The organism is Bradyrhizobium sp. WSM1417 (assembly GCF_000515415.1).
Classification (GTDB): domain Bacteria; phylum Pseudomonadota; class Alphaproteobacteria; order Rhizobiales; family Xanthobacteraceae; genus Bradyrhizobium.
The window spans coordinates 1,481,504-1,508,425 of the sequence record NZ_KI911783.1; the positions used below are offsets into that span (position 1 = coordinate 1,481,504).

The following is a 26,922-nucleotide window of genomic DNA, read 5'->3' on the forward strand; positions in this document are numbered from 1 at the left end:
TCCCGTAAGAGGAGTCCATCATGCCCATTTCCATCACCCTGATCGGCGGTCCCACTGCCCTGATCGAGATCGATGGCTTTCGCCTGCTCACTGACCCGACCTTCGATGACGCGCACACCGCCTATCAGCTGCCGCATGTAAAACTGGAGAAGACGATGGGACCCGCGCTGAAGGCCGACGCAATCGGCCCGGTCGACGCGGTCCTGCTCAGCCACGACCAGCATTCGGACAATCTCGACAATTCCGGCCGCGACTATCTGCTTAAAGCGCCGCGCGCGCTGACGACCGAGGCCGGCGCCAAGCGCCTGGGCGGCCATGTCGAAGGCCTCGCGCCATGGAGCACGGCGCATCTGAAAGATCGTGACGGCAACTCGCTGGCGATCACCGCCACGCCCGCGCGTCACGGCCCGGCCGGCATCGAGCCGCTGTCGGGCGACGTCATCGGCTTCGTGGTGTCGTCGAGCCGCAAGGATACAACTTCGGTCTACATCAGCGGCGACACCACCTGGTTCGACGGCGTCGCCGAGGTCGCGCGCCGCTTCAAATGCGGCGTGGTGATGCCTTTCGCCGGCGCCGCGCAAACGCGTGGGCCGTTCCATCTCACCATGGACACCAATGACACCATCGAGACCGCACGCGCCTTCCCCGATGCGATGATCGTGCCGGTGCACACGGAAGGGTGGGCGCATTTCCGCCAGAACAGCGAGGATCTGCGCAAGACGTTCGATGTGCTGGGCTTCGGGACCCGGCTGCGATTGCTGGAGCCCGGCGTGCCGACGGTGGTGCAGGCGCCGTAGCCCCAACGTCGTAGTTTTGCAGTGTCGTGGTTTTCTAACGTCGTCCTGGCCTTCGCCAGGACGACAGCGGAGAACGCGTCGTGCACCTGGGCCCGCAATGACGAAGGTCAATCCTTCCTGAACACGATCGAGGCCATCCAGCCCGTCATCAACGCCATCGCCGCCGTAACCAGCCCGTAGATCAGGCCGTTCTGCCGCGCCGTCGTCGCGACGAACTGCTCGAAGCCGACCTTGACGATCTCGAACGCGGTCTCGGTCTTGCCGATGAACGCGCCGTCGGCAAACAGCTTGATCTCCACATCATAGGTGCCGATCGGCACCTCCGCCGGCAGTGGAATGCCGGTGCGGAACAGGGTCGGTGTCAGGAACGTCACCGCGCTCGGATCCTCGCGGTAGAGACCGCGCTGGGTTCGTAGGCGGATGAAGGCGGAGCGGAACGCGTCGTTCGGCACCACGTCGGCATAATCGCCGCTGACGCGCTGGGTCAGCAGCACGTTGTTGAGCCCGATCTGCTGGCGCCGCGCGATCTCGGGCGAGGTGATGACATCGAAGGAGCGGTTGGCGAACAGTGCGAGATAGCTCGGCACCTCCAGGAACTGGCGGTAGTCGGTGTTGATCCAGATCCCGAAAGTGCGCTCCTTGCGCCGCGTCACCATGTCGGCGCGCGGGCCCATCACGGTGACGACGAGATCGTAGGTCTTGCGGTCGGCGGGCGTGGAGGCGTCCTTCTCGACCGAGCCGAACAGCACCAGCTCCTCGCCGGAATAGTTCGGCGTCACGGTGACGCGATGGTTGGAGACCGACACGATCAGCCGCTCGGCGCGTGCGACGGAGCCGAGCAGCACAACGAGCAGGACCGCGAGAGCTGCGCGCATCATCCGTTCACCCCCAGCTCGCGGATGGTGAAGAGGTCTTCGGGCCGGATCACCAGCTCGATCGCGAAACGAACGCCGACCGAGAGGATCAAGAGGCCGAGCAGCAGCCGCAGCTGCTCGCCACGGATCTTCTGGCCGGCGCGTGCGCCGAATTGCGCACCGGTGACGCCGCCGACCATCAGGATCAGCGCCAGCACGGCGTCGACCAGGTGGTTGGTCACGGCATGCAGCAAGGTCGCAAACAGCATCGTGACCAGCGTCAGGACCATCGAGGTGCCGATCACCGTCGAGGTCGGCACCCGCAGCAAATAGATCATGATCGGCACCAGGATGAAGCCGCCGCCGATGCCCATGATGGCGCCGATGAAGCCGATCACGATGCCGACGATCACGACCGGAATGACCGAGAGGTAGATCTTGGAACGCTTGAACCGCATCTTCAGCGGCAGGCCATGAATCCAGTTATGGGTGCGTCGTGGCGCCAGCGCGCCGCGCCGGGTCCGCATCAAAGCGCGCAGGCCTTCGGAGAACATCAGGCTGCCGACGGTGGTGAGCAGCACGACGTAGGACAGTGCGATCATCAGATCGAGTTGCCCGAGCGCGCGCAGCTGCGTGAAGGTCCACACCCCGAGCGCCGTCCCGGTGACGCCGCCGCACAACAACACGCTCGCCAGCGCTGGGTCGATCGCGCGTCGCCGCCAATAGGCGAGTGCGCCGGAGAAGGATGAGGCCGCGATGTGGCTCGCGACGGAGGCGACCGCGACCGCCGGCGTGATGCCGATGAAGATCAAAAGCGGCGTCATCAGGAAGCCGCCGCCGATCCCGAACATGCCGGAGACGAAGCCGACCGCGGCGCCCATCGCCAGCACGAGGAAGACGTTGACCGGAAGATCGGCGATCGGGAGATAGAGCTGCATCGAGAGACCACGCTTCCCGCGAGACGGATCGATTGCGCGGAATGCTCGCAGGAGGGCAGAACGATTGCCGCGTCCCTCAATAGCGGAATTCGGCGGCGGGCGGGACCAGGAATTTCGGGCGTGGTGAATGGCTGCGGTGAGAGCGTGATGAGATTGGGTTCGCTACCCGCAAGGACAAAGGTGCGCTCCCTCCCCCGCTTGCGGGGGAGGGTTGGGGAGAGGGTGTGGCCGCGGGCGAGAACCCCCAAGAGGTGAGAGCCCTCACCCGGCGCTACGCGCCGACCTCTCCCGCAAGCGGGAGAGGTGCACCGAGCCCGCGGCTCGCTTGGTTCGATCTAAAGCTATTCGGTTCTAGCGCACCGCCGACGCCGCGCGCTTGGCGGCAACCGGCTTCGGCGCAGGCTTCGCGTTGGCCTGCGGGGCGCTGTCCCAGCCGCCGTTCGGGGCCGCAACATTGACGGCGTCGTCGGGCTGCGGCTCGGCGCTGAAGGTCTGGATCGCGAGCTTGGCGGCGGCGAGCGATTGCGGGTCGAGCCGCTTGGCGACGTCGTCGCGCTTGGTTGCTGCGTCGGCGTCACCCTGGGCGGCGGCGAGGGTGAACCATTTGTAGGATTCGGCGAGGTTCTGTTCGACGCCGATGCCGCGGGCATAGAGGATGCCGAGGTTGAACTGGCTGTCGGCGACGCCGCGATCGGCGGCCTTCCGGAACCACAGTGCCGCGCTCTTGTAGTTGGCGCCGCGTCCGCCGCCATCGGCGTCGAGCACCGCGAGATTGTGCATCGCCTTGGCGTTGCCGCGCTCGGCCGCCTGCGTGTAGTAGCGGCGGGCGATGTCGGCGTCCTTCTTCACGCCGAGACCCTTTTCGTAGAGTGTCCCGAGGCGGAAGGTGGCGGGCACCACGCCGGCCTGCGCCGCGCGGTCGTACCATTTGGCGGCTTCGTCGTAGTTTGCGGCGACGCCCTTGCCCTCGGCAAAGCGCACGCCAATCTCGTAGGCCGCGGTCGCATCGCCCTTCATCGCGGCGGTGCGCAAGCCGGGGCCACCGATGCCGTCAGGCAGCTTTTCGGTCGGCGGCACCTGGATCATCGCGAGTTTCGCGCGGCTCGTGCCCGACAGCGCGCCGGTGACGTCGCCGGAGGCCGGCTGCGGCGCTGCGGCAGGCACCGGCGGAATTTCGACCGAGGCCGAGTTGCCCGAACTGGCGGCGGGCGCCGGCGCGGCATTGTTCTGGGATTGCCGCCCGATCGGGGTCGGCGAGGTCATTGACGGTGTGACCTGCTCAGGCGTGGCGGGCTTGTTCTCGACCGGCGGCGGTGCCTGCGGCGCGGGTGCGGGCGACGAATTCTCCATCGCCTGCGGCGACGGCGACGAGCTGCCGCCATCGAGCAGGTTCATCGCCATCTTGAAGGTGCCGAGCACGATCACGACCACGCTCGCGCCGACCAGCAGCGAGCGGATCTTCGAGGTGATGGTCGAGCCACCTTCCTGGCCCTTGTCCTTGGCGCGGGCGATTGCAGCCTTGGCGCCACGGGCCGGCTTCTCGGGCGGCTGCGCGGCGGCGGCCTGCGCGGCGCGGCGCGCGGCGGCGATGAAACTCGACGACGACACCGGCTCCTTGGGCGCGGCCGGGATTTCGCTGATTGCGCTTTCGGACGCGGCGATGCGCTCGGACGGCGTGGCGATGCGTGCACCCGGCCGTGTGCCCGGCTCGAGCGGATGATCCGGCGGCAGTTCGGGCGCAAGCGCGGCGCGCGTGGGCGCCGTATGCGGCTCCAGGATTTCGCTGATCGCGCGTGGCGGAACCGGCGGTGCCATCGGCATCTGCGGCGGCATCGGCGGCGGCGCTGCCGGCGCGGCGGCATGGAATTCGCGCGGCGCGGCCGCGAAGGCGGCGTGCGCCGCCTGCGCGGCGGCCGGATTGGGCAGCTCGGGCTTCGGATCGTATTTCGGGTGCTGCTGTTGCTGCGGCCGCGGCTCGTGCGCCATCGGCGCGGGCTCCATGGGAGCGGCCATCGGCATCGGCATCAGCTGCGGCGCAGGGGCGGGCGGTGCGGTGCGCACATTGCGAAGATCGCCCTCGATCATCGAGAGACGATCGACGACGTGACCAAGGGCGTTGTGGACGGCTTCCAGCGAATCCTGGGTGGTCCGGTTGGTCTCGGCCTGGCTGAAGCGGATGTCGGAGAGCTCGCGCTTGACCAGATCGACCATGCCGGAATCAGAAGGCGGCGTGGAGTTGCGGCTCTCGGCCAGCGCCGAATAGGTCGCCTGCTGCCGCTCCAGGTGGCGCAGGATGTCGTGCAGCCCGTCCTCGACGCGGCTGAAATTGCCGTTGCGCGGATCGGAGGCGGCCTCGAGCCGCTCCAGCAGATACGAGACCCGCTGCTCGAGATGAGCAAAGGTCGAAGCCGAATCGTTGCCGACCTGCATGCGATCGAAACGGTCGGACAGGGCGCGGATCGCGCTTTCGAGATGCTCGCTGCTCTCGGATGGCCGAGGGCGCTCGCGCGTTTCCAGAGCGGCGGTGAGCGCCGCGATGCGCTGCTCCAGCACCGCAAAACTGTCGCCCTGGCCGGACGCGCGGGTGACCTGGTCGACCTTGGACGACAGCAGCTGCACGTCGTCCGAGAGCCGTGCCAGCGCTTCGTTGGAGGCGACGTTGGAGACGATGCCGCGCAGTGCCGAGATCGCGCCTTCGAGCTGGCGGACCGTCGAGGGATCGTCATTGGCGCGCAGGATCAGATCGAGCTTGGCGCCGAGATTGCGGATCGCCTCGTCATAGCCGGTGAGCTGCTCGGCCGGCGTCAGCGTGCGGAGCACCTGCTTGATCTCGGACAGCGCGTGCTCGATGCCGGACAGGACCTGACCGTCGGTCCCGTTGGAGCGGGTTTCGTCGATGCGCCGATGCAGCGAGCGGATCTCGTTCTCGATCGATTCGATCGCGCGGCGCGGCATCGCCTCGGTGATGGCGTTGCGGATCTCCGCAAGCTCGCTGCGGAAGGTGTTGATCGCCTGTTCGGTATTGTCAGGCCGCTGCAGCGATTCGATCTGGCTCGTGATCTTGAGCAGATGGCGCTCGAGCGCAGAGAAATCCGGCCCCGGCTGCGGTGGCGGCGGAGCATAGGCAGGCGCGGATGGCGCCATCGGGGGTGCGTAAGGAGCTGCCGCAGGCGCGATCGGCGGCGCGGCGCGCGGCGGCATCTGCCGGGGCGTAAAGCCGTCGAGCTCGCTCTGCCGTGCCGTGATCTCGGCGACGGCAACGTCGAACGACGCGGGGCTCAGCGGTGGTGAGTTGCGATAGACCTGTGCTGCCGCGCGCTCGACCGCATCGGCCTGGCGCTGGCGCGTTTCAACGGGGGCCTGTCGCGGTGCGGGAGCCTGCTGCGGCTTCGAGATTTGCGACAGCCGGGCATCGAGCCGCGAGATCGCGTCGTTGAGCTGGCGCGCAACGCCCTGCTCGCGCGAAACGTCTTGTCGCGGAGTATCTTGTCGTGAAGGATCTTGGCGCGAAGAATCTTGGCGCGGCGCGGGTTTTGAAATCCGTTCGATCTGCTGGGTGATGGCGTCGAGCCGCTGGTGGATGTCGGCGACTTCGCGGCTTTCCTGGCTCGGCACGTGACTCGGGACTTGGCTCGGCAGTTGACTCGGAACGTGCTGGGCTTGCGGACGCTGGTCGTAAAGTCCGCGAAAGTTCGGCGGGGCGGTCTCGCCGAGCGTGGAGTTCAGCCAATCGTTGAGTGACATGCCGGCGCGACGCGCAGCAGCTTCGGCCCGCTCCCGGACGGATGGATCGATGCCGTCAACACTCCACGATACGCGCGAATTCATGACTCTGTCCGGTTCCGACTCCGGCGCCCCACCCGGCGCCTCCAGTCTCCCCTCGCGTGCCGGTTGAAAGACAATCGGATTTGGCGCGGGTCGTCTGCCTCGAAAACCGACTTTTGTCTGTTACGGTAAATAACGGGTTAAGGAACCCGTTGACGGTGTCTTAAAGTTGGGCGGGGCGCTGTGCTCCCCAGCCCGTCGGATGCGATCGGAATCTCGCAATGCCAGGAACTCTCCGGTGCTAGTAGCTCGGAACTTCAGCGAGCAAAGGATGGCTCAGATTGGCTGGTCTGACCGAACAAGAAGTTCGCAAACGCGCTTATGAGATCTGGAAAGGTGCCGGCGAGCCCAGCGGGAAAATGGACACCTTGCTGGTACTAGGCTGAAAGCAACTTCTCGCCGGACGCTCGGAGCAAGGCGAGGCGCCGCCCGGAATGACCGACAATTTGCCGGTCTAGGTGCTGTACCCAAACCGTCAATGACATTGGACTTAGATCCCGATCGGTGTCCAAAGAGACGCGGCAGGAGTTTGTGACACCCTTGTCGGTTATCGCATAGGGCCTTAATTCCTGCCCAGGCGACACCGGCGAAGGAGATCAGTCCATGCAGCGGAAAAGTTGGGCCTCGTACGAGTGCCCCATGGCCCGCTCCGTTGACGTCATCGGCGACTGGGGCAGTTTGATGATCCTGCGCCAGGCCTTCGGGGGCACGACCCGATTCGACGATTTCCAGAAGGAGCTGGAGATGTCGCGGAATCTGCTGACCGCCCGACTGAAGAAACTCGTCGCCTCTGGCATTCTCGAACGCCGGCCCATCGCCGAGGAAGCGCGGCGGCACGAGTACGTTCTGACCGAGATGGGCGAGGATCTCTTTGCGACCATCATCGCACTCCGCCAATGGGGCGACCGATGGCTATTCCGGCCCGATCCGCCTCCCATTCGAATGCTTGACGGCATCGACGGCAGCGAACTGGAGCCGATAAAGGTTCGCTCCTCCCTTGGGCGCGAGATCACGCTTGGCGATATTCGCTTGCGCCCGCGCGCCACGGCCAAGCAGAAGGCTCGGGCCGGCAATCTCTAGAGCTTTTTCGGCTCTAGAGTCTCATTTGACGCGTTTTCTTCACGCGAACCGGCCTCCATTTCGCTCGAAAACGCTCTAGTTCACGGCGCCGCGACGGGGGCTTGCCAACAATCATTCATGCGCGTAAAAGTTCAATAATGAGACTAACGGGTCAGGCGACCTAGCGCGAGGAGAATGAAAATGCGGGCAGCGTACATCACCGGCTACGGCGACAATTCGGTCGTCACCTACGGGGAGGTCAGCGACCCCGTCCCGGGCGCCGACGAGGCGCTGATCGAGGTTCGTGCCGCCGGTGCGAATCCCGTCGAGATCGCCATGCGCCAGGGTCTGTTCCATGCCGCCTTTCCATTCACCTTTCCGCAGGTGATGGGCTACGACGTCGCGGGCGTTGTTGTCTCCGCGCCCTCGGGTGCGGCGTTCAAGGCAGGTGACGAGGTTTACGCGCGCCTGCCTAACCGGCGTCCCGGCGCCTATGCCGAGCGCGCAGCCGTTCCACTGAATCTCCTGGCCCACAAGCCGCGCACCCTTTCCTTCGAGGAGGCGGCGAGCCTGCCGACCGTCGCCTTGACCACCTGGCAGGCATTTGTGGAGCGCGCCCGGCTCAAGGCCGGCGAAAGCATCTTGATCCAGGCAGGGGCGGGCGGCGTCGGCGCCTTCGCCATCCAGCTCGCCAAGCACCTGGGGGCCTACGTCGTTGCGACCGGCGGACCGAACAGCCAGACGTTCATGGCCGGGCTAGGAGCGGACCGCACGATCGACTACACAACCGAAAGCTTCGAGGCTGCCGGGCCGTTCGACGTGGTCTATGACGGTGTGTGCGGTCCACTGACCGAGCGTGGCATCGACACCCTGCGCGAAGGCGGCCGCTATGTCGGTCTTGTGCGCACCGCCGACGCCCAGAGCTATCGCGAAATCGGCTTCCCGCCTCCCGTGGCCGAGCAAGCTTCGGCGGCCGTTCGACCGTTCATCGCGCGCGCCGCTGCCCGCAAGGCGGAGTTCCACGGCCCTCTCACCCGGCCGGACGGCGCTCAACTGGCGGAGATCGCGGCCCTGATCGACACCGGCGCCATCCGCGCTTCCGTGAGCGCGGCCTATGGCTTCGACCAGCTCGCCGCCGCCTACGAGCTTCTGGCCGGCCGACATACGCGCGGGAAGCTCGTCATCGTCCCCTGAGGCAAGGCTCCTTCAACAAGTCCGCGGAACGGAGGCAACCATGAGCGACATCCCCAGCAGGATGAACATCGACAAGTCCACGCCGGGATATTGGCGCGTGACCTTCAACAACCCGCCGATCAACGCGATCGACGATCGCACCTACGACGAGTTCTACGACCTGGTGGAGGAGATCGACGCGGACGATGCGTTGAAGGTCGTGACCTTCGAGAGCGCCAACCCGGACTTCTTCATCGCTCACTACAGCACAGCCGAGCCCCGCAGCCGGTTCGGCGCGCCACGCTGGATCGAACCGGCCACCAAGCTGGCTCAGAGTAACGTCCTCAGCATTGCAGTGATCCGCGGCCGGGCGCGCGGCGGTGGAAGCGAGTTTACCTTGGCCTGCGACATTCGCTTCGCCAGCAAGGAAAAGGCGATCTTCGGCCAGCCAGAGGTCGGATGCGGCCTCATCCCAGGCGGCGGGGCGCTTCAACGCCTGCCGATCCTGGTGGGCCGCTCTCGCGCCATGGAGATCATCCTCGGGAGCGACGATTTCGATGCAGAGACCGCCGAACGATACGGCTGGATCAACCGCGCCATCCCCGAGGCCCAGCTTGATGAGTTCGTCGCGAATTTCGTGCGGCGCATCCTGTCGTTCGACAAACAGGCGCTGAGCACCTGCAAAGCGACGATCAACCAGCACGGGCTGCCGGACCCCGCTCAGCTGCAGGCGACGCAGGACGCCTTCTTCAAGACGTTCGGCTGGCCAGGCGCCGCAGAGCGCATGTCGAAGCTGCGCGCGCGAGGCATTGGGTCCGCCGGCGACTTTGAGCTGAACCTCGGTCGCGAAGTCGGGAATCTTTAGACGACAGCGGCCTCAGCCCTCGCGCTTGCCATCCTCGAGCGGCACCACGGTGCCGCTTGCGCTCATCGCCGACAGGGCCTCGAGCGCCTCTTCGCAGAAATCAGCCACCATCTGCTCGTGCCGGGCGCCGAGCTGAAGCAGCAGCAGGTTACCGAGGTCGAGCACGCCGGACGCGGCCCCTTCCGGGAAGCGCTTCTTCAGGATGCGCTCGTAGTTCTCGTGGCGATCGCGGTGGTGCTCGAGCCGGGCCATCAGGTCGGTGCGCATGGGCTCGAGGCCGATGCTGTCCAGCGCGTGCAGCCGCACCAGGAGGTCGTCCTTGATGGAGGGGGGCGTGCTTGGCCGCGCGGCCCAGTGCCGCAGCGCTGTTCGGCCCTCCGGAGTCAGCGTATAGATCAGTTTATTGGGTTTGCCGGTCTGCACGACCTCGCGGCCCTGGATGTAGCCACGGTCGCGCAGCTTGGAGAGCTCGCGATAGATTTGCTGGTGGTCGGCCTTCCAGAAGAAGCCGATCGAGGAATCGAATGTCTTGGCGAGCTCGTAGCCCGTCATCGGACGTTCCGTCAGGCATGCGAGGATTGCGTCGCCCAGTGCCATGACCGGTCCTCCTGTTATCGACCTTGACCAATTGGCTTGACTTTATGCGCATCGGCGCATATGCGTCAATGTGCATATGAGGCGACCCAAAAACGAGGGCAAACACCGCCCCGAAAACCCCAATGGAATCAACCTTCGCGCTACTGTGCATGGGGTTGTTTTCGCGTTTTTTGCCCAAGCCTTTAGGGAGGCAGCTGAATGACCGGCCTCGAGTCCTGGTACGGCTACATGAAGTCGCATGACCGGGCAGCGCTCTGGGACCTGCTCCATCCCGACGCCGTCTTCGAAAGCCCCGTCGTGCATTCGCCGCAGCGCGGACGCGACATCACCTTCAAATATCTGGCCAGCGCCGAGAAGGTGCTTGGCGGTCCCGGCTTCATTTATGTCGGCGAATGGAAGAGTGAGAGCGGCGCCGTGCTCGAATTCAAGACCATGATCGACGGCATCGAGATCAACGGCGTCGACATCATCAGCTTCGACAACGAGGGACGCATTACGCATTTCAAGGTGATGGTGCGGCCGCTCAAGGCGATCAACATGCTGCACCGTCTGATGGCGGAACAACTCGCCGCCGCTCAACCCTAAGCCAACACCATCACTTAAAAGGCCTGCCGGGAGACCACCATGCCGATCTACAAAGCCCCCGTCGAAGATGTGAACTTCCTGCTCAACGACGTCTTCCAGATCGACCGCTACGACAATCTGGCCGGCTTCTCCGATGCGTCGAGCGACGTGCGCGAGGCCATTCTCGGCGAAGCTGCCAAGCTCGCCGAAGAGGTGCTGCAGCCGCTCAACCGCGTGGGCGATCTCGAAGGCTGCAAGCGCGCCGATGACGGCAGCGTCACCACGCCCAAGGGATTCAAGGAGGCGTTCAAGCAGGTCGCCGAGGGCGGCTGGCTCGGTCTGTCGGCGCCGACCGAGTTCGGCGGCCAGGGTCTGCCGGTGACGCTGAGCCAGGCGGTCAACGAATTCCAGATCTCCGCCAACATGGCGTTCTCGATGTATGGCGGCCTCACCATGGGCGCGACCGCGGCGCTGATCGTCCACGGCACGCCGGAGCAGAAGCAGACCTACGTGCCGAAGATGGTGGCGGGCGAGTGGACCGGCACCATGAACCTGACCGAGCCGCATTGCGGCACCGACCTCGGCATGCTCCGCACCAAGGCGGTGCGGCAGGCCGACGGCAGCTTCAAGATCACGGGCACCAAGATCTTCATTTCGGCCGGCGAGCATGACCTCGCGCCGAACATCATCCACCTCGTGCTTGCCCGCATCGAGGGCGCGCCCGCCGGTATCAAGGGCGTGTCGCTGTTCGTGGTGCCGAAATTCATGGTCAATGCCGATGGGTCGGTGGGGCAGCGCAACGGTGTGGTCTGCGGCTCGATCGAGCACAAGATGGGCATCCACGGCAATTCCACCTGCGTGATGAACTACGACAACGCCGTGGGCTGGCTGATCGGCGAAGAGAACAAGGGCATGCAGGGCATGTTCGTGATGATGAACGAGGCCCGCCTCGGCGTCGCCGTGCAGGGTCTCGCGCAGTCGGAAGTGGCCTATCAGAACGCGGTCGCCTATGCCCGGGATCGCATCCAGGGCCGTTCGCTCACGGGTGCCAAGGCGCCGGACAAGCCGGCCGATCCGATCCTCGTGCATCCCGACGTGCGCCGCACGTTGCTGTCGATCCGCGCCTTCAACGAGGCCGCGCGCGCCTTCGTGATGTGGACTGCGCTGAAGAGCGACGTCGCCCATCGCTCCGAGGATCCCAAGGACCGCCAGGCCGCCGACGATCACATGGGCCTGATGACGCCGGTGCTGAAAGGCTTTCTCACCGATTACGGCTTCGCCAATGCGGTGCAGGCGCAGCAGATGTATGGCGGCCACGGCTACATCGCCGAGCAGGGCATGGAGCAATTCGTGCGCGATGCCCGCATCGCCATGATCTACGAAGGCGCCAACGGCATCCAGGCGCTCGACCTCGTCGGCCGCAAGCTGCCGCGCGACGGCGGCCGCGCCATCATGGCGTTCTTTGGCGAGGTCATGGCCTTTGCCAAGGAGAACGGCGGCGACGAGGCGATGAAGCCCTACGTTACTCCGCTGTCGGCTTCCCTCGGCCACCTCCAGCAGGCCACCACCTGGCTGATGCAGAACGCGATGGCCAAACCCGACAATGCAGGCGCCGCCGCAACCGATTACCTGAATCTCTTCGGCTTCGTCGCGCTCGGCTATATGTGGGCGAAGATGGCGAAGGTGACGCAGGCCAAGATTGCCGAGAGCGGGACCACGCCCTATCTCTCGACCAAGCTCGTCACCGGCCGCTTCTTTATGGAGCGGATGCTGCCGGAGACCGCCGCCAATCTCGCGCGCATCCAGGCCGGCTGCGCCACCATCATGGAACTGCCGGCGGAAGCGTTCTGAAGATTTCCGCCCCACGAATGATAGTGACCGCGCGGCGGTCGTAACCAATAACTGCAATCAGGAGGCTCCCATGGCAGATGCCTATATTTACGACCACGTCCGCACCCCGCGCGGCCGCGGCAAGGCGGACGGCGCGCTGCACGAAGTCACCGCGCTCGCGCTCGCGACCGTGCCGCTGAAGGCGCTCAAGGACCGCAATAACCTGCCGGAAGATTCCGTCGATGACGTTATTCTCGGCGTGGTCGATCCCGTCGGCGAAGCCGGCTCCGACATCGCGCGCTTTGCCGCGCTGAAGGCGGGCCTCGGCGAAGCGGTGCCGGGCGTGCAGATCAGCCGCTTCTGCGCCTCCGGCCTCGATGCCGTGAATTTTGCCGCAGCCCAGGTGATGAGCGGCCAGCACGAGCTTGTGATCGGCGGCGGCGCGGAATCGATGAGCCGCGTCGGCATCGGTGCCTCCGGCGGGGCCTGGCCGATGGACCCGTCAATGGCAGTGCCGGCCTATTTCATGCCGCAGGGAATCTCGGCCGATCTGATCGCGACCAAATACGGCTTCTCCCGTGACGACGTCGACGCCTATGCGGTGCAAAGCCAGCAGCGTGCGGCGAAGTCCTGGGATGAAGGCCGCTTCGACAAATCGGTCGTCCCGGTGAAGGACATCAACGGCCTCACCATCCTCGCCAAGGACGAGCATATGCGTCCTTCGACGACGATGCAGTCGCTGGCGCAGTTGCAGCCGGCGTTCACGATGATGGCGCAGATGGGCGGCTTCGATGGCGTCGCGGTGCAGTCGCATCCGGAAATCGAGCGCGTCAATTACGTGCACCACGCCGGCAATTCGTCGGGCATCGTCGATGGTGCCGGCGCGGTCTTGCTCGGCAGCAAGGAAGCCGGCGGCAAGTACGGCCTGAAGCCGCGCGCAAAGATCCGCGCATTTGCCAATATCGGCTCCGAACCCGCGATGATGCTGACCGGCCCGGTCGACGTCACCGAAAAGCTGTTCGCGCGCTCCGGCATGAAGAAGTCGGACATCGACCTGTTCGAGCTCAACGAAGCCTTCGCCTCCGTCGTGCTGCGCTACATCCAGGCCTTCGACATCGACAACGCCAAGATCAACGTCAATGGCGGTGCGATCGCGCTCGGCCATCCGCTCGGCGCGACCGGTGCCATCATTCTCGGGACCGTGCTCGACGAGCTCGAGCGCACCAACAAGTCGACCGCACTGGTGACGCTGTGCATCGGCGGCGGCATGGGCACCGCCACCATCATCGAACGCGTCTAAGGGTAGGGAGCAACCAGCATGGCTTACAAGAATTTCAAGGTTGAGACCGATTCCGACGGCATCGCGCTCGTCACCTGGGACATCCCGGGCCGTTCGATGAACGTGCTCGACGAGACCTCGACCAGCGAGCTCGACGCGATCGTCAAGGCGACCACGGCGGATGCTACGGTTAAGGGCGTCGTCATCACCTCCGCCAAGGAAGCGTTCTGCGCGGGTGCCGATCTGTCCATGCTCGAGGGCATGAACCAGTCCTACGCAAAGGTCTTCAAGGAGCAGGGCGAGACGGCGGCGAACCAGATGCTGTTCGAGCAGAGCCGGCGCTTCTCGCAGGTGCTGCGTTCCATCGAGACCTCCGGCAAGCCGTGGGCGGCGGCGATCAACGGCCTCGCGCTCGGCGGCGGTTTCGAGATCACGCTGTGCTGCCACTATCGCGTGGCGGCGGAGAATCCCAAGACCCGCCTCGGCCTGCCTGAGGTCAAGGTCGGCCTGTTCCCGGGCGCCGGCGGCACGCAGCGCGTGCCGCGCCTGGTGCCGCCGCAGGACGCGATGACGATCCTGCTCAAGGGCGATCCGGTCACGATCGAGAAAGCCAAGGCACTGAATCTGATCCACGCCATCGTTCCCGCCGCCGATCTCGTCAAAGCGGCAAAGGACTGGATCAAGGGCGGCGGCAAGGCCGTCGCGCCCTGGGACGAGAAGGGCTTCAAGCTGCCGGGTGGCCCGGTGTTCTCCAAGGCCGGCATGATGATGTTCCCGGCCGGCAACGCGATCTATCGCCGCGAGACCTACGACAATTATCCGGCCGCGCGCGCGATCATGAGCTGCGTCTATGAGGGCCTGCAGCTGCCGATCGACGCCGCATTGCGCGTGGAATCGCGCTATTTCACCTCGGTGCTGCGCTCGAAGGAAGCGGCCGCGATGATCCGCAGCCTGTTCCTATCGATGCAGGAGCTCAACAAGGGTGCACGCCGTCCGAAGGATGTGCCGCCGACCAAGGTGAAGAAGATCGCCGTGATCGGCGCCGGCTTCATGGGCGCGAGCGTCGGCTATGTCTCGGCCCGTGCCGGCCTCGACGTCGTCCTGATCGATCGCGACCAGGAGAGCGCCGACAAGGGCAAGGCGCATGCGCAAAAGGTGATCGAGGAGCAGATCAAGAAGGGCCGCGCCAAGCCCGGTGACGCAGAAGCGCTGCTCGCCCGCATCACGCCGACCGCGGACTATTCCGCGCTGAAGGACGTCGATCTCGTCATCGAGGCCGTGTTCGAGGACCGCAAGGTCAAGGCTGATACCTTTGCCAAGGCGCAGGAGCATATGAAGCCGGACGTGATCTTCGCGTCCAACACCTCGACGCTTCCGATCACCTCGCTGGCGGAATCCTTCAAGGACCAGGGCAGGTTCGTCGGCATCCACTTCTTCTCGCCCGTCGAGAAGATGATGCTGGTCGAGATCATCCAGGGCAAGAACACCGGCGATCTCGCGATCGCGACCGCGCTGGACTACGTCCGGCAGATCGGCAAAACGCCGATCGTCGTCAACGACAGCCGCGGTTTCTTCGCCAATCGCTGCGTCGGCCGCTACGTCGCCGAAGGCAACGAGATGTTCCTCGAAGGCGTGCCGCCCGCGATGATCGAGAACTGTGCCAAGATGGCCGGCATGCCGGTCGGCCCGCTCTCGCTGTCGGACGAGGTCGCGCTCGACCTCGGGCTCAAGATCATGAAGGCGACGGAAGCCGATCTCGGCCCCAATGCCATCAATGCCGATCAGAAGAAGCTGATGGTGGAAATGGTCGAGAAGCAGGGCCGTCTGGGTCGCAAGAACAGCAAGGGTTTTTATGACTACCCCGAGAAGGGCAAGGGCCAGAAGAGCCTGTGGCCAGGCTTGTCCGCACTGCAGCCCAAGCAGCTCGATCCTGATACGCTCGACGTCGAGGAGCTGAAGCAGCGCTTCCTGGTGGTGCAGGCGGTGGAAGCCGCGCGCACGGTGGAGGACCACGTCATCACCGATCCCCGCGAGGCGGATGTCGGCTCGATCCTCGGCTTCGGCTTCGCGCCGTTCACCGGTGGCACGCTGTCCTACATCGACTTCATGGGTCCCAAGAAGTTCGTCGAACTTTGCCACAAGCTGGAAGCGAAATACGGCTCGCGCTTCACCCCGCCGAAATTGCTCGAAGAGATGGCCGCGAAGGGAGAAACCTTCTACGGCCGCTTCGCTCCGAACAAGGCGGCGGCGTGATTCTCTGAACCCCTAGCCGGGATGAAAAATACGAAAGGCCGGATTCTCGATCCGGCCTTTCGCATGTGCGCTCAGGCAGCCTGAATCAGCCCTTCTTTCTTCATCGCTTCCTGCACCTGCGGCCGCGCCGCGACGCGGGTCTTGTAGGCGGCAAGGTTTGGCATCGCCGAGAGGTCGAACTTCATCCGGTCGCCCCAGGTCAGCATCGTGAAGAGATAACCGTCGGCGACCGTGAACTGCTTGCCCATGAGGTAGTCGCGGCCGGCGAGCTGGCTGTCGATGTATTTCAGCTTGCCCATGACGCGGTCCTTGAAGAAGGCCTTGGCCTCGTCGTTCAGCGTCGGCGCGAACATCGGGCCGAAGCTCTTGTGGACCTCCGAGGTGAGGAAGTTCAGCCATTCGAGCAGCTTGTAGCGCTCGGAGCTGCCGTGGGCCGGCGCCAGCGCCTTTGCTGAGGCCTGATCGGCGATCATCTGGACAATCACCGGGCCTTCGGTCACGATCTCTCCGCTATCGAGGCCCAGCGCAGGGACCTGGCCCTTGGGGTTCAGCTTCAGATAATCCTCACCGTTTTCGAGCTTCTTGGCCCGGATATCGACCTTGACCAGTTCATAGGGCAGGCCGGCTTCCAGGAGCGCGATATGGGGGGACAGCGAGCACGCACCGGGCGAATAGTACAATTTCATGGAATTTCCTCCTCTTTTTGCTTGGTTCAGGCGAAAGACCCACTACATGCATCTGCTTGAAATAGTCAAGATTGATGCAGGTGCATCGAATAGGGTAAGAGACGGGCGACGAGCTTGAGCGGGACCATGAAACGCAAACCATCGACCGAGGCGACTTCCGCCTGGATCCGCTTGATGCGGGTGCAGAGCCGCGTGCTCAATTGCGTCGAGCAGGACCTGAAGAAGGCCGGCTTCCCGCCGCTGGCATGGTATGACGCGCTGCTCGAACTGTCACGGGCGCCTTCGGGCGAACTCCGGCCGGTCGAACTCGAACGGCAGATGCTGATCCCGCAATATTCGACATCGCGGCTGATCGACCGCCTGGTCGACGAAGGCCTCGCCTCGCGGCGCGAATGCAAGATCGACAAGCGCGGCCAGTTCGTGGAGATCACGGAAGCCGGCCGCGAATTGCAAAAGCGGATGTGGGGCGCCTATTCGGCCGCGATCGAGAAATATGTCGGCTCAAAGCTGTCCGATGCAGATGCCGTGAAGCTCAGCGGTCTGCTCGACCGTCTGGGCTGCTCGTGCGGCGAGATGAAACTGCCGCCCATCGTCCACGCCAACGAAACCACGCCGTCGCGATGAGCGCGCGGCACACTAGCTCGTCCGTGCGCCCGATGGGTTCGCGGACCATCCCGTCACCCGCGCGCCTTCGGTCGAAGCGCCTTTTGATTAGAGTTTGATATGGCGCGAGACCAGATCGATATGACGCCGTTGCAATCGCGCGACGAGCTCGTCAAGTGGTTCGAGGAAGGTTGCAAGGACCCGTCCGAATTCCGCATGGGCACCGAGCATGAGAAGACGCCGTTCACGCTCGAAGGCCACCGCCCGGTGCCCTACGAAGGCCCGCGCGGCATCGGCGCGCTGCTCGAAGGCATGAAGCTCCTGCTCGGTTGGGAGCCGATCATGGAGAAGGGCAACATCATCGGCCTCTACGACGTCACCGGCGGCGGCGCGATCTCGCTGGAGCCCGGCGGGCAGTTCGAGCTTTCGGGCGCCCCCGTCGAGAACGTGCACCAGACCCAGAGCGAGCTGATGGCGCATCTGGCGCAGGTGCGCGAGATCGCAACGCCGCTCGGCATTGGCTTCCTCGGGCTCGGCATGACGCCGTCCTGGTCGCGCGCCGACATCCCGGTGATGCCCAAGGGCCGCTACAAGATCATGACCAATTACATGCCGAAGGTCGGCCAGTACGGCCTCGACATGATGTACCGGACCTGCACGGTCCAGACCAATCTCGACTTCTCCTCCGAAGCGGACATGGTCAAGAAGCTGCGTGTCTCGCTCGCGCTCCAGCCGGCCGCAACCGCCTTGTTCGCCAATTCGCCGTTTACCGAGGGCAAGCCGAACGGCTTCCTCTCCTTCCGGTCCGAGATCTGGCGCGACACCGACAACGCGCGCGCCGGCATGATGCCGTGGGCATTCGAGGACGGCATGGGCTTCGAGCGCTATGTCGACTACGCGCTCGACGTGCCTATGTATTTCGTCAAGCGCGATGAGGATTACATCGACGTCTCCGGCTCCTCGTTCCGCGCCTTCTTCGATGGCCGCAACAACAATCTGCCCGGGGAACGTCCGACGCTGTCCGACTGGGCCAACCATCTTTCGACGATTTTCCCGGAGGTGCGGCTCAAGCGCTATCTCGAGATGCGCGGCTCCGATGGTGGTCCTTGGGGCCGTCTGCCGGCGCTGTCGGCGTTCTGGGCCGGGCTGCTCTACGACGATGTGTCGCTGGATGCTGCCTGGGACCTGGTGAAGCACTGGAGCGCGCATGAGCGTCAGGCCCTGCGCGACGACGTGCCGCGCTTCGGCTTCAAGGCGCGGATCAAGGACCGCTATCTGTTCGAGATTGCCAAGGAGTGCCTCGTTCTGGCACATGCGGGCTTGCGCCGGCGCGGCCGGATCGACCAGCTCGGCCGCGACGAGACCAGGCATCTGGAGCCGCTCGATCGCATCATCGATTCCGGCCGCACGCCGGCTGAGGAGATGCTCGACAAGTTCAACGGTCCCTGGAACGGTTCGGTGGAACCAGCCTACGCGGAATACGCTTTCTAGACCAAGGGCCCAACGATCGGGACCCGAGCCGTTCATCGCCCGTACAGGTTTGCGGCGATCAAATGGCCGGCTGAAAAACCCGAGCGTCGTCAATAACTCGAAAGCTGTTCCGATGGGGAAGGGCCGCCTGGCCGTCATGGCAAGGGTCCTGACAAGGGTCCTGGCAAGCGTCCTGGCCTGCGCCGCGCTGCTTTTGCTCGTGTTTGCGAGCTGGCCTGCGCGCGCCCAGACGGCGTTCGATCGGCCTGGCGGAGACTATTTCAGCACCCCGGTCACGTCGGGCGATCCCGAGGATTGCGCGCTGCTGTGCGAGCGCGACCGCCGTTGCCGCTCGTGGAGCTTCAGCTATCCTGATGTCGAAGGCGGCTCGGCGGTGTGCTGGCTGAAGAACACGGTGCCTGCGCGCGTGCCGGGAAGCTGCTGCATCTCCGGTGTGCGTGGCGCCGGCGTGATCGAGCCGCGTGTCGAAGGCGTGGAGACCTCGATCGACCGCCCCGGCGGCGATTTGCGCAATTTCGAGATGAAGGACGGCGAAGGCGAAGAAGGCTGCAAGGCCGCATGCACCGCCGACAACAAATGCCGCGCCTTCACCTATGCCCGCCCCGGCTACACCGGACGCGAAGCGCGCTGTTTCCTGAAAAAGGAAATCAAGCCGCCGCGGCGGAAGGCGGGGTTCACGTCGGGCGTGGTGAGATAGCTCGGATCATTCCGGCGCAATCACCGTAAGCTCCGGCCACAACGCCCTCCATCTCGCGGCCTTCACCGCGTAATTCGCTGCGGAGAAATTCGGGCCTGGATTGGGGCGCGCAATCAAGCCCGCGACGTCATCGAAGCCGTGCGGCGCATAAACATCGAAACCGTTGTCCGTGCGCCGCACGCCCACTTGGGTGTTCTGTGTGAGGAAACGGTCGATGCCGTCAGTCGAGCACGACAGCGGCGGATAGGGCAGGCCGTGCTTGGCCGGGTACCACAGATGCACGCGTGCCTGGTTGCGGGTCTCGATCTTGACGCCGAGATGATCGAGGCGCGCTTGAAGCTTGCGGATCACGACGTCCTCCGCGTCCCAGGAGGTGTCGGGGTCGAAGTAGAAGACGTCGTAATCGGCGATGCCGTGATCGATCGCGCGGCCGGTGAGCACGTTCCAGACCGATTGCACGAGACATCCCGAGACCAGCCACGCATCGGGCAGCGCGAGCTGGTGGAGCTCATCGAGGAGCGCGACGTTGATCGGGTTCTTCAGCGCCAGCGCGAGGAAGCGGGCCTCATCCATGATAGTCGTCACGCGCTCACGCGTGCATCATAATCCGCTCGCGCCGCCTTCGAAGCCAGCGTGCGCCAACGCCGCCGCAGCAGCGGCTCCACGATCGCGCGCTTTGCCTTGGACAGGCGGATCAGCACGATCGGGTAATCGGCGTAGTGATCGGTGAAGTAGAAGGTTTTCGGCTGGCTCTCAACCAGCATCGTGCGCTCGTCGATCGGGACGTTCGGCATCACCAGGCTGTCGCCATCTTCCTTCAGACGCGCCAGCATCTTCCTCCGCACCTTCAGTGCAGGCGTCCCGTAGGAGGTGCCGTCCTCGACCTCCGGCCACGTCAGTGCGAATTTTCTGACGTCGTCGAAGGTCATGAGGTCGGTTCAATGCACGGCGGTGAAAAAACGCGCCATGCGAAATCCGGACAGCCAGGTCCACACCGGCTGGCCCCGGATGCCGAGATCCCAGGATCCGAGCACGGCATCCGCGCGGCCGACCAGATTGTCGATCGGCAGCATGCCGACGCCGCCGGAGCGCAGCGGCACGCGGCTGTCGGCGGAGTTGTCGCGGTTGTCGCCGAGCACGAAGAGATGGCCGGCCGGCACCGTCACTTCCTGCGTGTTGTCGAGCGGACCGTTGTCGCGCATCTTGAAGATCAGGTGCGAGACGCCGTTCGGCAGCGTCTCGACATAGCGATAGGCGGGTTCGCTGCCGCCATTGTCGTCCTCGGCGGCGCCAACGCCGTCCGGCTTCAGCTCGGCGGGGCGATCATTGACGAAGAGCTGGCCCTGGCGCAGCTGGATGCGGTCGCCGGGCAGACCCACGACGCGCTTGACCCAGGCCTGCGAGCGGTCGCCGGGCCAGCGGAACACCACGACGTCGCCCTGCTTCGGCGTCTCCGCGAACACGCGGCCGCTCTCAGGCAGGTTGATCTGGATCGGCAGCGACGAGGTGCCGTAGCCGTAGGGGAATTTCGAGGCGATCAAGGCGTCGCCGATCAACAGCGTCGGCTCCATCGAGCCCGACGGCACGTAGAACGGCTCGGCCAGCGCACCCTTGGCGATGAACACCGCGGCGACGATACCGGCGAGCTGCACGAGCTGGCCTGCCCAGCCGCTGCTCTTCCGCTTGGTAGTGACAGTTATCTTCTCGACACTCATCCGCCTGTTCCACCCACCGTAATGCGTTCCATCAACAGCGACGGCTGGCCGACGCCGACCGGCACGCCCTGACCGTTCTTGCCGCAGGTGCCGATGCCGGTATCGAGCGCGAGGTCGTTGCCGATCATGCGGATGCGATGCAGGTCGGTCGGCCCGTTGCCGATCAGCATGGCGCCCTTCAAGGGCGCACCGATCTTGCCGTTCTCGATCTTGTAGGCCTCGGTGCACTGAAACACGTATTTGCCCGAGGTGATGTCGACCTGGCCGCCGCCGAAATTCGCGGCGAAGACGCCGTTCTTCACCGACGCCAGGATCTCGGCCGGATCGCGGTCGCCCGAGAGCATGTAGGTGTTGGTCATGCGCGGCATCGGCACATGGGCATAGCCCTGGCGGCGGCCGTTGCCGGTCGGTTTCATGTTCATCAGGCGCGCGTTCTGGCGGTCCTGCATGTAGCCGACCAGGACGCCGTCCTCGATCAGCACGGTGCGGTTGGTCGGCGTGCCCTCGTCGTCGATCGACAGCGAGCCGCGGCGCGAGGCAATGGTGCCGTCGTCGACCACGGTCACGCCCTTGGCCGCGACCTGCTGGCCCATCAGGCCGGCAAACGCAGACGTCTTCTTGCGGTTGAAGTCACCTTCGAGGCCATGGCCGACCGCCTCATGCAGCATCACGCCGGGCCAGCCGGCCCCGAGCACGACGTCCATCTCGCCGGCGGGGGCGGGAATCGATTCCAGATTGACGAGGGCCTCGCGCAGCGCGCCGTCGGCGGCGTCGCGCCAATTCTTGCTTTCGATGAATTCGGCGTAGCCGGCGCGGCCGCCATAACCCTTGCTGCCGCTCTCCTGGCGGTCGCCCTGACCGGCGACGACGGAGACGTTGACGCGCACGAGCGGGCGGATGTCGCGATAGCTTTCGCCGTCGGGCCGCAGGATCTCGACCACCTGCCAGGTCGCGCCCAGGCTGACGCTGACCTGCCGCACCCGCGAATCCTTGTCGCGCAGGTAGGCGTCGATCTCGGCGAGCAGTTTGACCTTGGTCTCGAAGCCGGGGGCATCGAGCGGATTGTCGTCACTATAGAGCCGCACGTTGGTATGTGCAGGAGGCGCGGCGAAGCTGCCGGAATAACCGCCGCGCACGGCCGCGACCGCGTCCGCGGCGCGAATCAGCGCCGGCAGCGACATGTCGGAGGAATGCGCGTAGCCGACCGCGTCGTCCTTCACGGCGCGCAGGCCAAAACCCTGCGAGGTATCGTAGGTCGCCTGCTTCAGCCGTCCATTGTCGAACATCAGCGCTTCGGTCTGGCTGTACTCCAGGAACAATTCGCCGTCGTCGGCACCGGCAAGCCCGCGCGCGAGCTCGTTGCGAACCTGGTCGCGGTCGAGATTGGCGCGGTCGAGCAGGGAGGTTGTGGCAGGGTTGGTCATGCGTCCGTCCATTATCGGGGGATGTGAGGCAAGATAATGGTTTCCCGGCAGTTCCGCGAGGGGCTTGGCCGTCACATTACCGAAACGATAGGAAGGGTCGGAAGCAAGGGGCCCTGACGCGGGTGCCGATCGATGCTATGCTAGTTTCATGAATTACCGAGAGATCATCTCGATCGAACCCGGCAAGCGTGGGGGGCGACCCTGCATCCGCCGCATGCGGATCGCTGTGGCAGATGTGCTCGGCTGGCTGGCTGCTGGCCAGACCCACGCTCAGATCCTCGACGACTTCCCCGAACTGACCGAGGACGATATCCGCGCTTGCCTGGCCTATGCCGCCGACCGCGAGAGGCGATTGGTGACCGCACCGATATGAGGCTGCTGTTCGATCAGAATCTCAGCTTCAAACTTTGCCAGATGATCGCCGACCTTTTTCCGGATTCGAATCACGTCCGGTCTCATGGCCTGTCCGAAGTCGCCGACCGTGCGCTTTGGGAGTTTGCAAAGGCAAATGGTTTTGCGATTGTGACCCAGGACGTCGATTTTGCCGAGCTGGCGGGCCTGTTGAGCGCTCCACCCAAAGTGATTTGGCTTCGGGCTGGCAATCAAACGACCGCGACGATTGCGGCTCTGCTTCGCCGGCACGCGCAGACAATTCAATCTTTCGAGAGCGATGATAGCGCTGCGTGCCTTGAGATTTATTAAGCCGGTATAGCCTACGGCAGCTTGTCATATCCCTCGCCGAGCCCGTTCAGGCTGAGCGGGAAGCCGATGCCTTCTTCCGGGGTCTCGAAGATGATGAAGGTCGCGGTCTTGGCGGTGCGGAGCTGGCCGAGCAGCTTGTCGTCCATGACGACCTCGGCGACGCAGCCATTGGGCAGGCAGCGGACAAAGCCGGCGCGGCCGACATCCTGGTTGTCGAGCTTGAGGCCGAGGCCGGAGGGCAGGAGAACGCCAAGGGGGGCGACGACCCGCATCAGGCGGCTCTTCTGGTCGGCGGTCTTGAGAACGATCACGGTCAGGCCGGCGTTGGAGCGGTCTTCGGCCACCACGCTCTGGATCAGGGCGCATTGCTCGGACTGGGCGCCCGGCGGGGTGTCGCAGCGGATCTGCCAGTCGCCATGGACGGAGCGCACCGCGCCCTGCGCATGGGCGAGGCCCGGAAGCGCTAGGACGACGACCGCCGCCAGCAGGGCAGCCAGCATCGTGGGGCCGCCAGCCTGGCTTTTAGCCCGCCTTGCCATGGATCTCGAAAACCCCATCGGGTCGGTCCCTCTGCTCGCCTGGGTCGCTCGCGCCAGGCGGACTGATACGGGAATGACGGCGTCTTGAAGGCGATTCGCAAGCAAATTCCACGCCGCCACGGCCGCCGTCGCCCGCACGAATCAGGTTCCTGTGCGGCTGTCCGCCAGTGCCTACCGCGGGCAATTCCGCTGTCAAGCGGCAGCATCCCGGGAAATGGTATTTTTGTCTGATGTTACTAGGAAATATCTTGCGGGTGATGGCTGACAGACGAGGCTCAAGACTGCATTGCGATAGATCAAGAATTATGGTTTGAGAGGCTTGATTTCGGCGTTCTAGCGATCTGGCCCCAATTCCTCTTAGAGGTATTCTTGCGCGGCGGTTTGTCAGACGGGGGGATCGAATAAAGCGTTTCCCGAAAATAGGGGAATGCACTTGGGGTGATTTCGTTAGGGGAGCGCGAACGGCATGAAGATGTCGATGGGCCCGGTGGGCCGGCACTTGCTGGGATTGGCCGTGGCGGGTCTGACGCTGGCGACGGGCGGTGCGGCATTTGCCGAGCTCGGGCAGCCGGCTGCGTGGGAGTGGACGCTTCAGCAGTCCGGGTCCCCGGTGATGGACAACATCGTCTGGTTCCACAATTTCCTGTTCGTGCTGATCACGCTGATCACGCTGTTCGTTCTGGCGCTGCTCGTGATTGTGGTCGTCAAGTTCAACGCGCGAGCCAATCCGGTGCCGTCGCGGACCACGCACAACACGCTGATCGAGGTGGCGTGGACTCTCGTTCCGGTGCTGATTCTGGTCGGTATCTCGGTGCCGTCGTTCCGCCTCCTGTTCCTCGAACTCGACGTGCCGAAGGCGGATCTGACCATCAAGGCGACCGGCAAGCAGTGGTACTGGTCTTACGCCTATCCAGATAACGGCAAGTTCGAGTTCGACTCGCTCATGGCCCAGGACAAGCAGCCCCGCCTGCTCGGCGTCGACAACGAGATGGTGGTGCCCGTCAACAAGGTGGTCCGGGTTCAGGTGACCGGGGCTGACGTGATTCATGCGTTTGCGCTGCCGTCCTTCGGCGTCAAGATCGACGCCATTCCGGGCCGTCTCAACGAGACCTGGTTCAAGGCCACCAAGACCGGCATGTTCTACGGCCAGTGCTCGGAATTGTGCGGCAAGGACCACGCCTTCATGCCGATCGCCATCCGCGTGGTGAGCGACCAGGAGTTCGCCTCCTGGGTCGAGACGGCGAAGAAGAAATACGCGAGCGGCGGCACCAGCACCTACGCCTCCACGGCCGGCCCGACGCAGTAAGCGCCGGGCGAAGGGTTCGAGGAAACTGAAAGCGACATAAGGCGGGACCTCCAGAGGTCCGATCGGGACGCAAGGCAGGATTAGAAAATGGCAACGAGCGCAGCGGCACACGGCGATCACGCGCAAGACCACGGACATGACGAGCACGCCCATCCGACCGGATGGCGGCGCTACGTCTATTCGACCAACCACAAGGACATCGGCACGATGTACCTGATCTTCGCGGTCATCGCCGGCGTCATCGGCGCCGCGATGTCGATCGCGATCCGTGCCGAGCTGATGTATCCGGGCGTGCAGATCTTCCACGAGACGCACACCTACAATGTGTTCGTGACCTCCCACGGCCTGATCATGATCTTCTTCATGGTCATGCCCGCGATGATCGGCGGCTTCGGCAACTGGTTCGTGCCGCTGATGATCGGCGCGCCCGACATGGCGTTCCCGCGCATGAACAACATCTCGTTCTGGCTGCTGCCGGCGTCGTTCGCGCTGCTGCTGATGTCGACCTTCGTCGAGGGCGAGCCGGGCGCCAATGGTGTCGGCGCCGGCTGGACCATGTACGCGCCGCTGTCGAGCTCGGGCCATCCGGGCCCGGCCGTCGACTTCGCGATCCTGTCGCTGCATTTGGCGGGCGCCTCGTCGATCCTCGGCGCCATCAACTTCATCACCACCATCTTCAACATGCGCGCGCCGGGCATGACCCTGCACAAGATGCCGCTGTTCGTGTGGTCGATCCTGGTGACGGTGTTCCTGCTGCTGTTGTCGCTGCCGGTGCTCGCCGGTGCGATCACGATGCTGCTCACCGACCGCAATTTCGGCACGACGTTCTTCAACCCCGAAGGCGGCGGCGATCCCGTGCTGTTCCAGCATTTGTTCTGGTTCTTCGGTCATCCCGAAGTGTACATCCTGATCCTGCCCGCCTTCGGCATGGTCAGCCAGATCGTCTCGACCTTCTCGCGCAAGCCCGTGTTCGGCTATCTCGGCATGGCCTACGCCATGGTCGCGATCGGCGGCATCGGCTTCGTGGTGTGGGCGCACCATATGTACACGGTCGGCATGTCCTCGGCGACGCAGGCCTATTTCGTCGCCGCCACGATGGTCATCGCGGTCCCGACCGGCGTGAAGATCTTCTCGTGGATCGCCACGATGTGGGGCGGCTCGATCGAGTTCCGCGCGCCGATGATCTGGGCGGTGGGATTCATCTTCCTGTTCACCGTCGGCGGCGTCACCGGCGTGGTGCTGGCCAATGCCGGCGTCGACCGCGTGCTGCAGGAGACCTACTACGTCGTCGCGCACTTCCACTACGTGCTGTCGCTCGGTGCGGTGTTCGGAATCTTCGCCGGCTGGTACTATTGGTTCCCGAAGATGTCGGGCTACATGTACAATGAAGGGCTCGCCAAGGCGCACTTCTGGGTCACCTTCATCGGCGTGAACCTGGTGTTCTTCCCGCAGCACTTCCTCGGCCTGTCGGGCATGCCGCGTCGCTATGTCGATTATCCCGACGCGTTCGCGGGCTGGAACCTGGTCTCGTCGGTCGGCTCCTACATCTCCGGCTTCGGCGTGCTGATCTTCCTCTACTGCGTGATCGACGCCTTCGCGAAGAAGGTGCCGGCTGGCGACAATCCGTGGGGTGCAGGTGCGACCACGCTGGAATGGACGCTGCCCTCGCCGCCGCCCTTCCACCAGTTCGAAGTGCTGCCCCGCGTGCAGTAAGCCAACGCTCGC

Annotated in this window: 26 protein-coding genes; 16 read left to right on the forward strand and 10 right to left on the reverse strand. The window is 64.6% G+C overall.

Annotated elements, in window-relative coordinates; translation table 11 throughout:
- Positions 1-20: 20 nt before the first annotated feature.
- On the forward strand, positions 21-797 hold the full coding sequence (locus tag BRA1417_RS0107165) for an MBL fold metallo-hydrolase (RefSeq protein ID WP_027515250.1): 777 nt from the start codon (positions 21-23) through the stop codon (positions 795-797).
- Between the two features lie 107 nt (positions 798-904).
- On the opposite strand, the gene BRA1417_RS0107170 is transcribed toward BRA1417_RS0107165, so the two are convergent.
- The 3 genes from BRA1417_RS0107170 to BRA1417_RS0107180 all read right to left on the reverse strand — a co-directional run bounded on the left by BRA1417_RS0107170 (position 905) and on the right by BRA1417_RS0107180 (position 6,417).
- Positions 905-1,675 (reverse strand): TIGR02186 family protein, encoded by a 771-nt coding sequence (locus tag BRA1417_RS0107170; RefSeq protein WP_027515251.1) that lies wholly within the window; start codon positions 1,673-1,675, stop codon positions 905-907.
- Positions 1,672-2,589, reverse strand: a complete 918-nt coding sequence (locus BRA1417_RS0107175; protein ID WP_027515252.1) for a sulfite exporter TauE/SafE family protein — start codon at positions 2,587-2,589, stop codon at positions 1,672-1,674. The genes BRA1417_RS0107170 and BRA1417_RS0107175 overlap by 4 nt, the downstream gene beginning before the upstream one ends.
- A gap of 351 nt (positions 2,590-2,940) precedes the next feature.
- The gene (locus BRA1417_RS0107180) at positions 2,941-6,417 is read right to left on the reverse strand and encodes a tetratricopeptide repeat protein (protein WP_027515253.1); all 3,477 of its coding nucleotides are present in this window, start codon (positions 6,415-6,417) and stop codon (positions 2,941-2,943) included.
- A gap of 278 nt (positions 6,418-6,695) precedes the next feature.
- Between BRA1417_RS0107180 and BRA1417_RS45295 the strand changes: the two genes are divergently transcribed.
- The 4 genes from BRA1417_RS45295 to BRA1417_RS0107195 all read left to right on the forward strand — a co-directional run bounded on the left by BRA1417_RS45295 (position 6,696) and on the right by BRA1417_RS0107195 (position 9,511).
- The gene (locus BRA1417_RS45295; RefSeq protein ID WP_245286145.1) at positions 6,696-6,800 is read left to right on the forward strand and encodes a DUF2934 domain-containing protein; all 105 of its coding nucleotides are present in this window, start codon (positions 6,696-6,698) and stop codon (positions 6,798-6,800) included.
- Between the two features lie 295 nt (positions 6,801-7,095).
- Positions 7,096-7,494, forward strand: a complete 399-nt coding sequence (locus tag BRA1417_RS0107185; protein ID WP_245286146.1) for a helix-turn-helix domain-containing protein — start codon at positions 7,096-7,098, stop codon at positions 7,492-7,494.
- 180 nt (positions 7,495-7,674) lie between these two features.
- On the forward strand, positions 7,675-8,667 hold the full coding sequence (locus tag BRA1417_RS0107190; RefSeq protein ID WP_027515255.1) for an NADP-dependent oxidoreductase: 993 nt from the start codon (positions 7,675-7,677) through the stop codon (positions 8,665-8,667).
- Positions 8,668-8,707: 40 nt separating this feature from the next.
- A complete protein-coding gene (locus tag BRA1417_RS0107195; protein ID WP_027515256.1) occupies positions 8,708-9,511 on the forward strand; it encodes an enoyl-CoA hydratase/isomerase family protein in 804 nt (267 codons plus the stop codon).
- Positions 9,512-9,523: 12 nt separating this feature from the next.
- On the opposite strand, the gene BRA1417_RS0107200 is transcribed toward BRA1417_RS0107195, so the two are convergent.
- Complete coding sequence (locus tag BRA1417_RS0107200; protein ID WP_027515257.1) at positions 9,524-10,108, reverse strand: PadR family transcriptional regulator; 585 nt, start codon at positions 10,106-10,108, stop codon at positions 9,524-9,526.
- 198 nt (positions 10,109-10,306) lie between these two features.
- On the opposite strand from BRA1417_RS0107200, the gene BRA1417_RS0107205 reads away from it, so the two are divergent.
- The 4 genes from BRA1417_RS0107205 to BRA1417_RS0107220 all read left to right on the forward strand — a co-directional run bounded on the left by BRA1417_RS0107205 (position 10,307) and on the right by BRA1417_RS0107220 (position 16,034).
- A complete protein-coding gene (locus tag BRA1417_RS0107205) occupies positions 10,307-10,693 on the forward strand; it encodes a nuclear transport factor 2 family protein (protein WP_027515258.1) in 387 nt (128 codons plus the stop codon).
- Positions 10,694-10,732: 39 nt separating this feature from the next.
- Positions 10,733-12,523: an acyl-CoA dehydrogenase C-terminal domain-containing protein gene (locus BRA1417_RS0107210; protein ID WP_027515259.1), complete on the forward strand. Its 1,791-nt coding sequence runs from the start codon at positions 10,733-10,735 to the stop codon at positions 12,521-12,523.
- 70 nt (positions 12,524-12,593) lie between these two features.
- Positions 12,594-13,802 (forward strand): acetyl-CoA C-acetyltransferase, encoded by a 1,209-nt coding sequence (locus BRA1417_RS0107215; protein ID WP_027515260.1) that lies wholly within the window; start codon positions 12,594-12,596, stop codon positions 13,800-13,802.
- Positions 13,803-13,820: 18 nt separating this feature from the next.
- Positions 13,821-16,034 carry an FAD-dependent oxidoreductase gene (locus BRA1417_RS0107220; protein WP_027515261.1) on the forward strand — a complete coding sequence of 738 codons (2,214 nt, stop codon included), beginning with the start codon at positions 13,821-13,823 and terminating at the stop codon, positions 16,032-16,034.
- Positions 16,035-16,105: 71 nt separating this feature from the next.
- Here the strand turns inward: BRA1417_RS0107220 and gstA are convergent, their stop codons facing one another.
- Positions 16,106-16,720 (reverse strand): glutathione transferase GstA, encoded by a 615-nt coding sequence (gene gstA, locus BRA1417_RS0107225; protein ID WP_027515262.1) that lies wholly within the window; start codon positions 16,718-16,720, stop codon positions 16,106-16,108.
- Between the two features lie 126 nt (positions 16,721-16,846).
- On the opposite strand from gstA, the gene BRA1417_RS0107230 reads away from it, so the two are divergent.
- The 3 genes from BRA1417_RS0107230 (at position 16,847) to BRA1417_RS0107240 (ending at position 19,511) form a co-directional block, all read left to right on the forward strand.
- Complete coding sequence (locus BRA1417_RS0107230; protein ID WP_027515263.1) at positions 16,847-17,344, forward strand: MarR family winged helix-turn-helix transcriptional regulator; 498 nt, start codon at positions 16,847-16,849, stop codon at positions 17,342-17,344.
- Between the two features lie 99 nt (positions 17,345-17,443).
- The gene (locus BRA1417_RS0107235; protein ID WP_027515264.1) at positions 17,444-18,814 is read left to right on the forward strand and encodes a glutamate--cysteine ligase; all 1,371 of its coding nucleotides are present in this window, start codon (positions 17,444-17,446) and stop codon (positions 18,812-18,814) included.
- A 112-nt stretch (positions 18,815-18,926) separates the two neighbouring features.
- The gene (locus BRA1417_RS0107240; RefSeq protein ID WP_027515265.1) at positions 18,927-19,511 is read left to right on the forward strand and encodes a PAN domain-containing protein; all 585 of its coding nucleotides are present in this window, start codon (positions 18,927-18,929) and stop codon (positions 19,509-19,511) included.
- A 6-nt stretch (positions 19,512-19,517) separates the two neighbouring features.
- Here BRA1417_RS0107240 and BRA1417_RS0107245 read toward each other — a convergent pair whose 3' ends face one another.
- From BRA1417_RS0107245 to tldD, 4 genes are read right to left on the reverse strand one after another with little or no spacing between them, the layout of a single operon-like run.
- Positions 19,518-20,084, reverse strand: a complete 567-nt coding sequence (locus BRA1417_RS0107245; RefSeq protein ID WP_027515266.1) for a nucleotidyltransferase family protein — start codon at positions 20,082-20,084, stop codon at positions 19,518-19,520.
- Positions 20,085-20,092: 8 nt separating this feature from the next.
- Positions 20,093-20,440: an MmcQ/YjbR family DNA-binding protein gene (locus BRA1417_RS0107250; protein ID WP_027515267.1), complete on the reverse strand. Its 348-nt coding sequence runs from the start codon at positions 20,438-20,440 to the stop codon at positions 20,093-20,095.
- Positions 20,441-20,449: 9 nt separating this feature from the next.
- Positions 20,450-21,226 carry a signal peptidase I gene (lepB, locus tag BRA1417_RS0107255; protein ID WP_027515268.1) on the reverse strand — a complete coding sequence of 259 codons (777 nt, stop codon included), beginning with the start codon at positions 21,224-21,226 and terminating at the stop codon, positions 20,450-20,452.
- The gene (gene tldD / locus BRA1417_RS0107260) at positions 21,223-22,650 is read right to left on the reverse strand and encodes a metalloprotease TldD (RefSeq protein WP_027515269.1); all 1,428 of its coding nucleotides are present in this window, start codon (positions 22,648-22,650) and stop codon (positions 21,223-21,225) included. The genes lepB and tldD overlap by 4 nt, the downstream gene beginning before the upstream one ends.
- A 148-nt stretch (positions 22,651-22,798) precedes the next feature.
- On the opposite strand from tldD, the gene BRA1417_RS0107265 reads away from it, so the two are divergent.
- Together BRA1417_RS0107265 and BRA1417_RS0107270 are read left to right on the forward strand one after the other, a co-directional pair.
- Entirely contained in the window at positions 22,799-23,023 is a 225-nt protein-coding gene (locus tag BRA1417_RS0107265) for a DUF433 domain-containing protein (protein WP_027515270.1), read from the forward strand.
- Positions 23,020-23,352 (forward strand): DUF5615 family PIN-like protein, encoded by a 333-nt coding sequence (locus tag BRA1417_RS0107270; protein WP_027515271.1) that lies wholly within the window; start codon positions 23,020-23,022, stop codon positions 23,350-23,352. The genes BRA1417_RS0107265 and BRA1417_RS0107270 overlap by 4 nt, the downstream gene beginning before the upstream one ends.
- Before the next feature lie 11 nt (positions 23,353-23,363).
- Here the strand turns inward: BRA1417_RS0107270 and BRA1417_RS0107275 are convergent, their stop codons facing one another.
- A complete protein-coding gene (locus BRA1417_RS0107275) occupies positions 23,364-23,909 on the reverse strand; it encodes an invasion associated locus B family protein (RefSeq protein WP_027515272.1) in 546 nt (181 codons plus the stop codon).
- Positions 23,910-24,357: 448 nt separating this feature from the next.
- Between BRA1417_RS0107275 and coxB the strand changes: the two genes are divergently transcribed.
- Positions 24,358-25,197 carry a cytochrome c oxidase subunit II gene (gene coxB / locus BRA1417_RS0107280; protein ID WP_007599432.1) on the forward strand — a complete coding sequence of 280 codons (840 nt, stop codon included), beginning with the start codon at positions 24,358-24,360 and terminating at the stop codon, positions 25,195-25,197.
- Positions 25,198-25,284: 87 nt separating this feature from the next.
- Positions 25,285-26,910 carry a cytochrome c oxidase subunit I gene (gene ctaD / locus BRA1417_RS0107285; RefSeq protein WP_007605061.1) on the forward strand — a complete coding sequence of 542 codons (1,626 nt, stop codon included), beginning with the start codon at positions 25,285-25,287 and terminating at the stop codon, positions 26,908-26,910.
- Positions 26,911-26,922 lie beyond the last annotated feature (12 nt).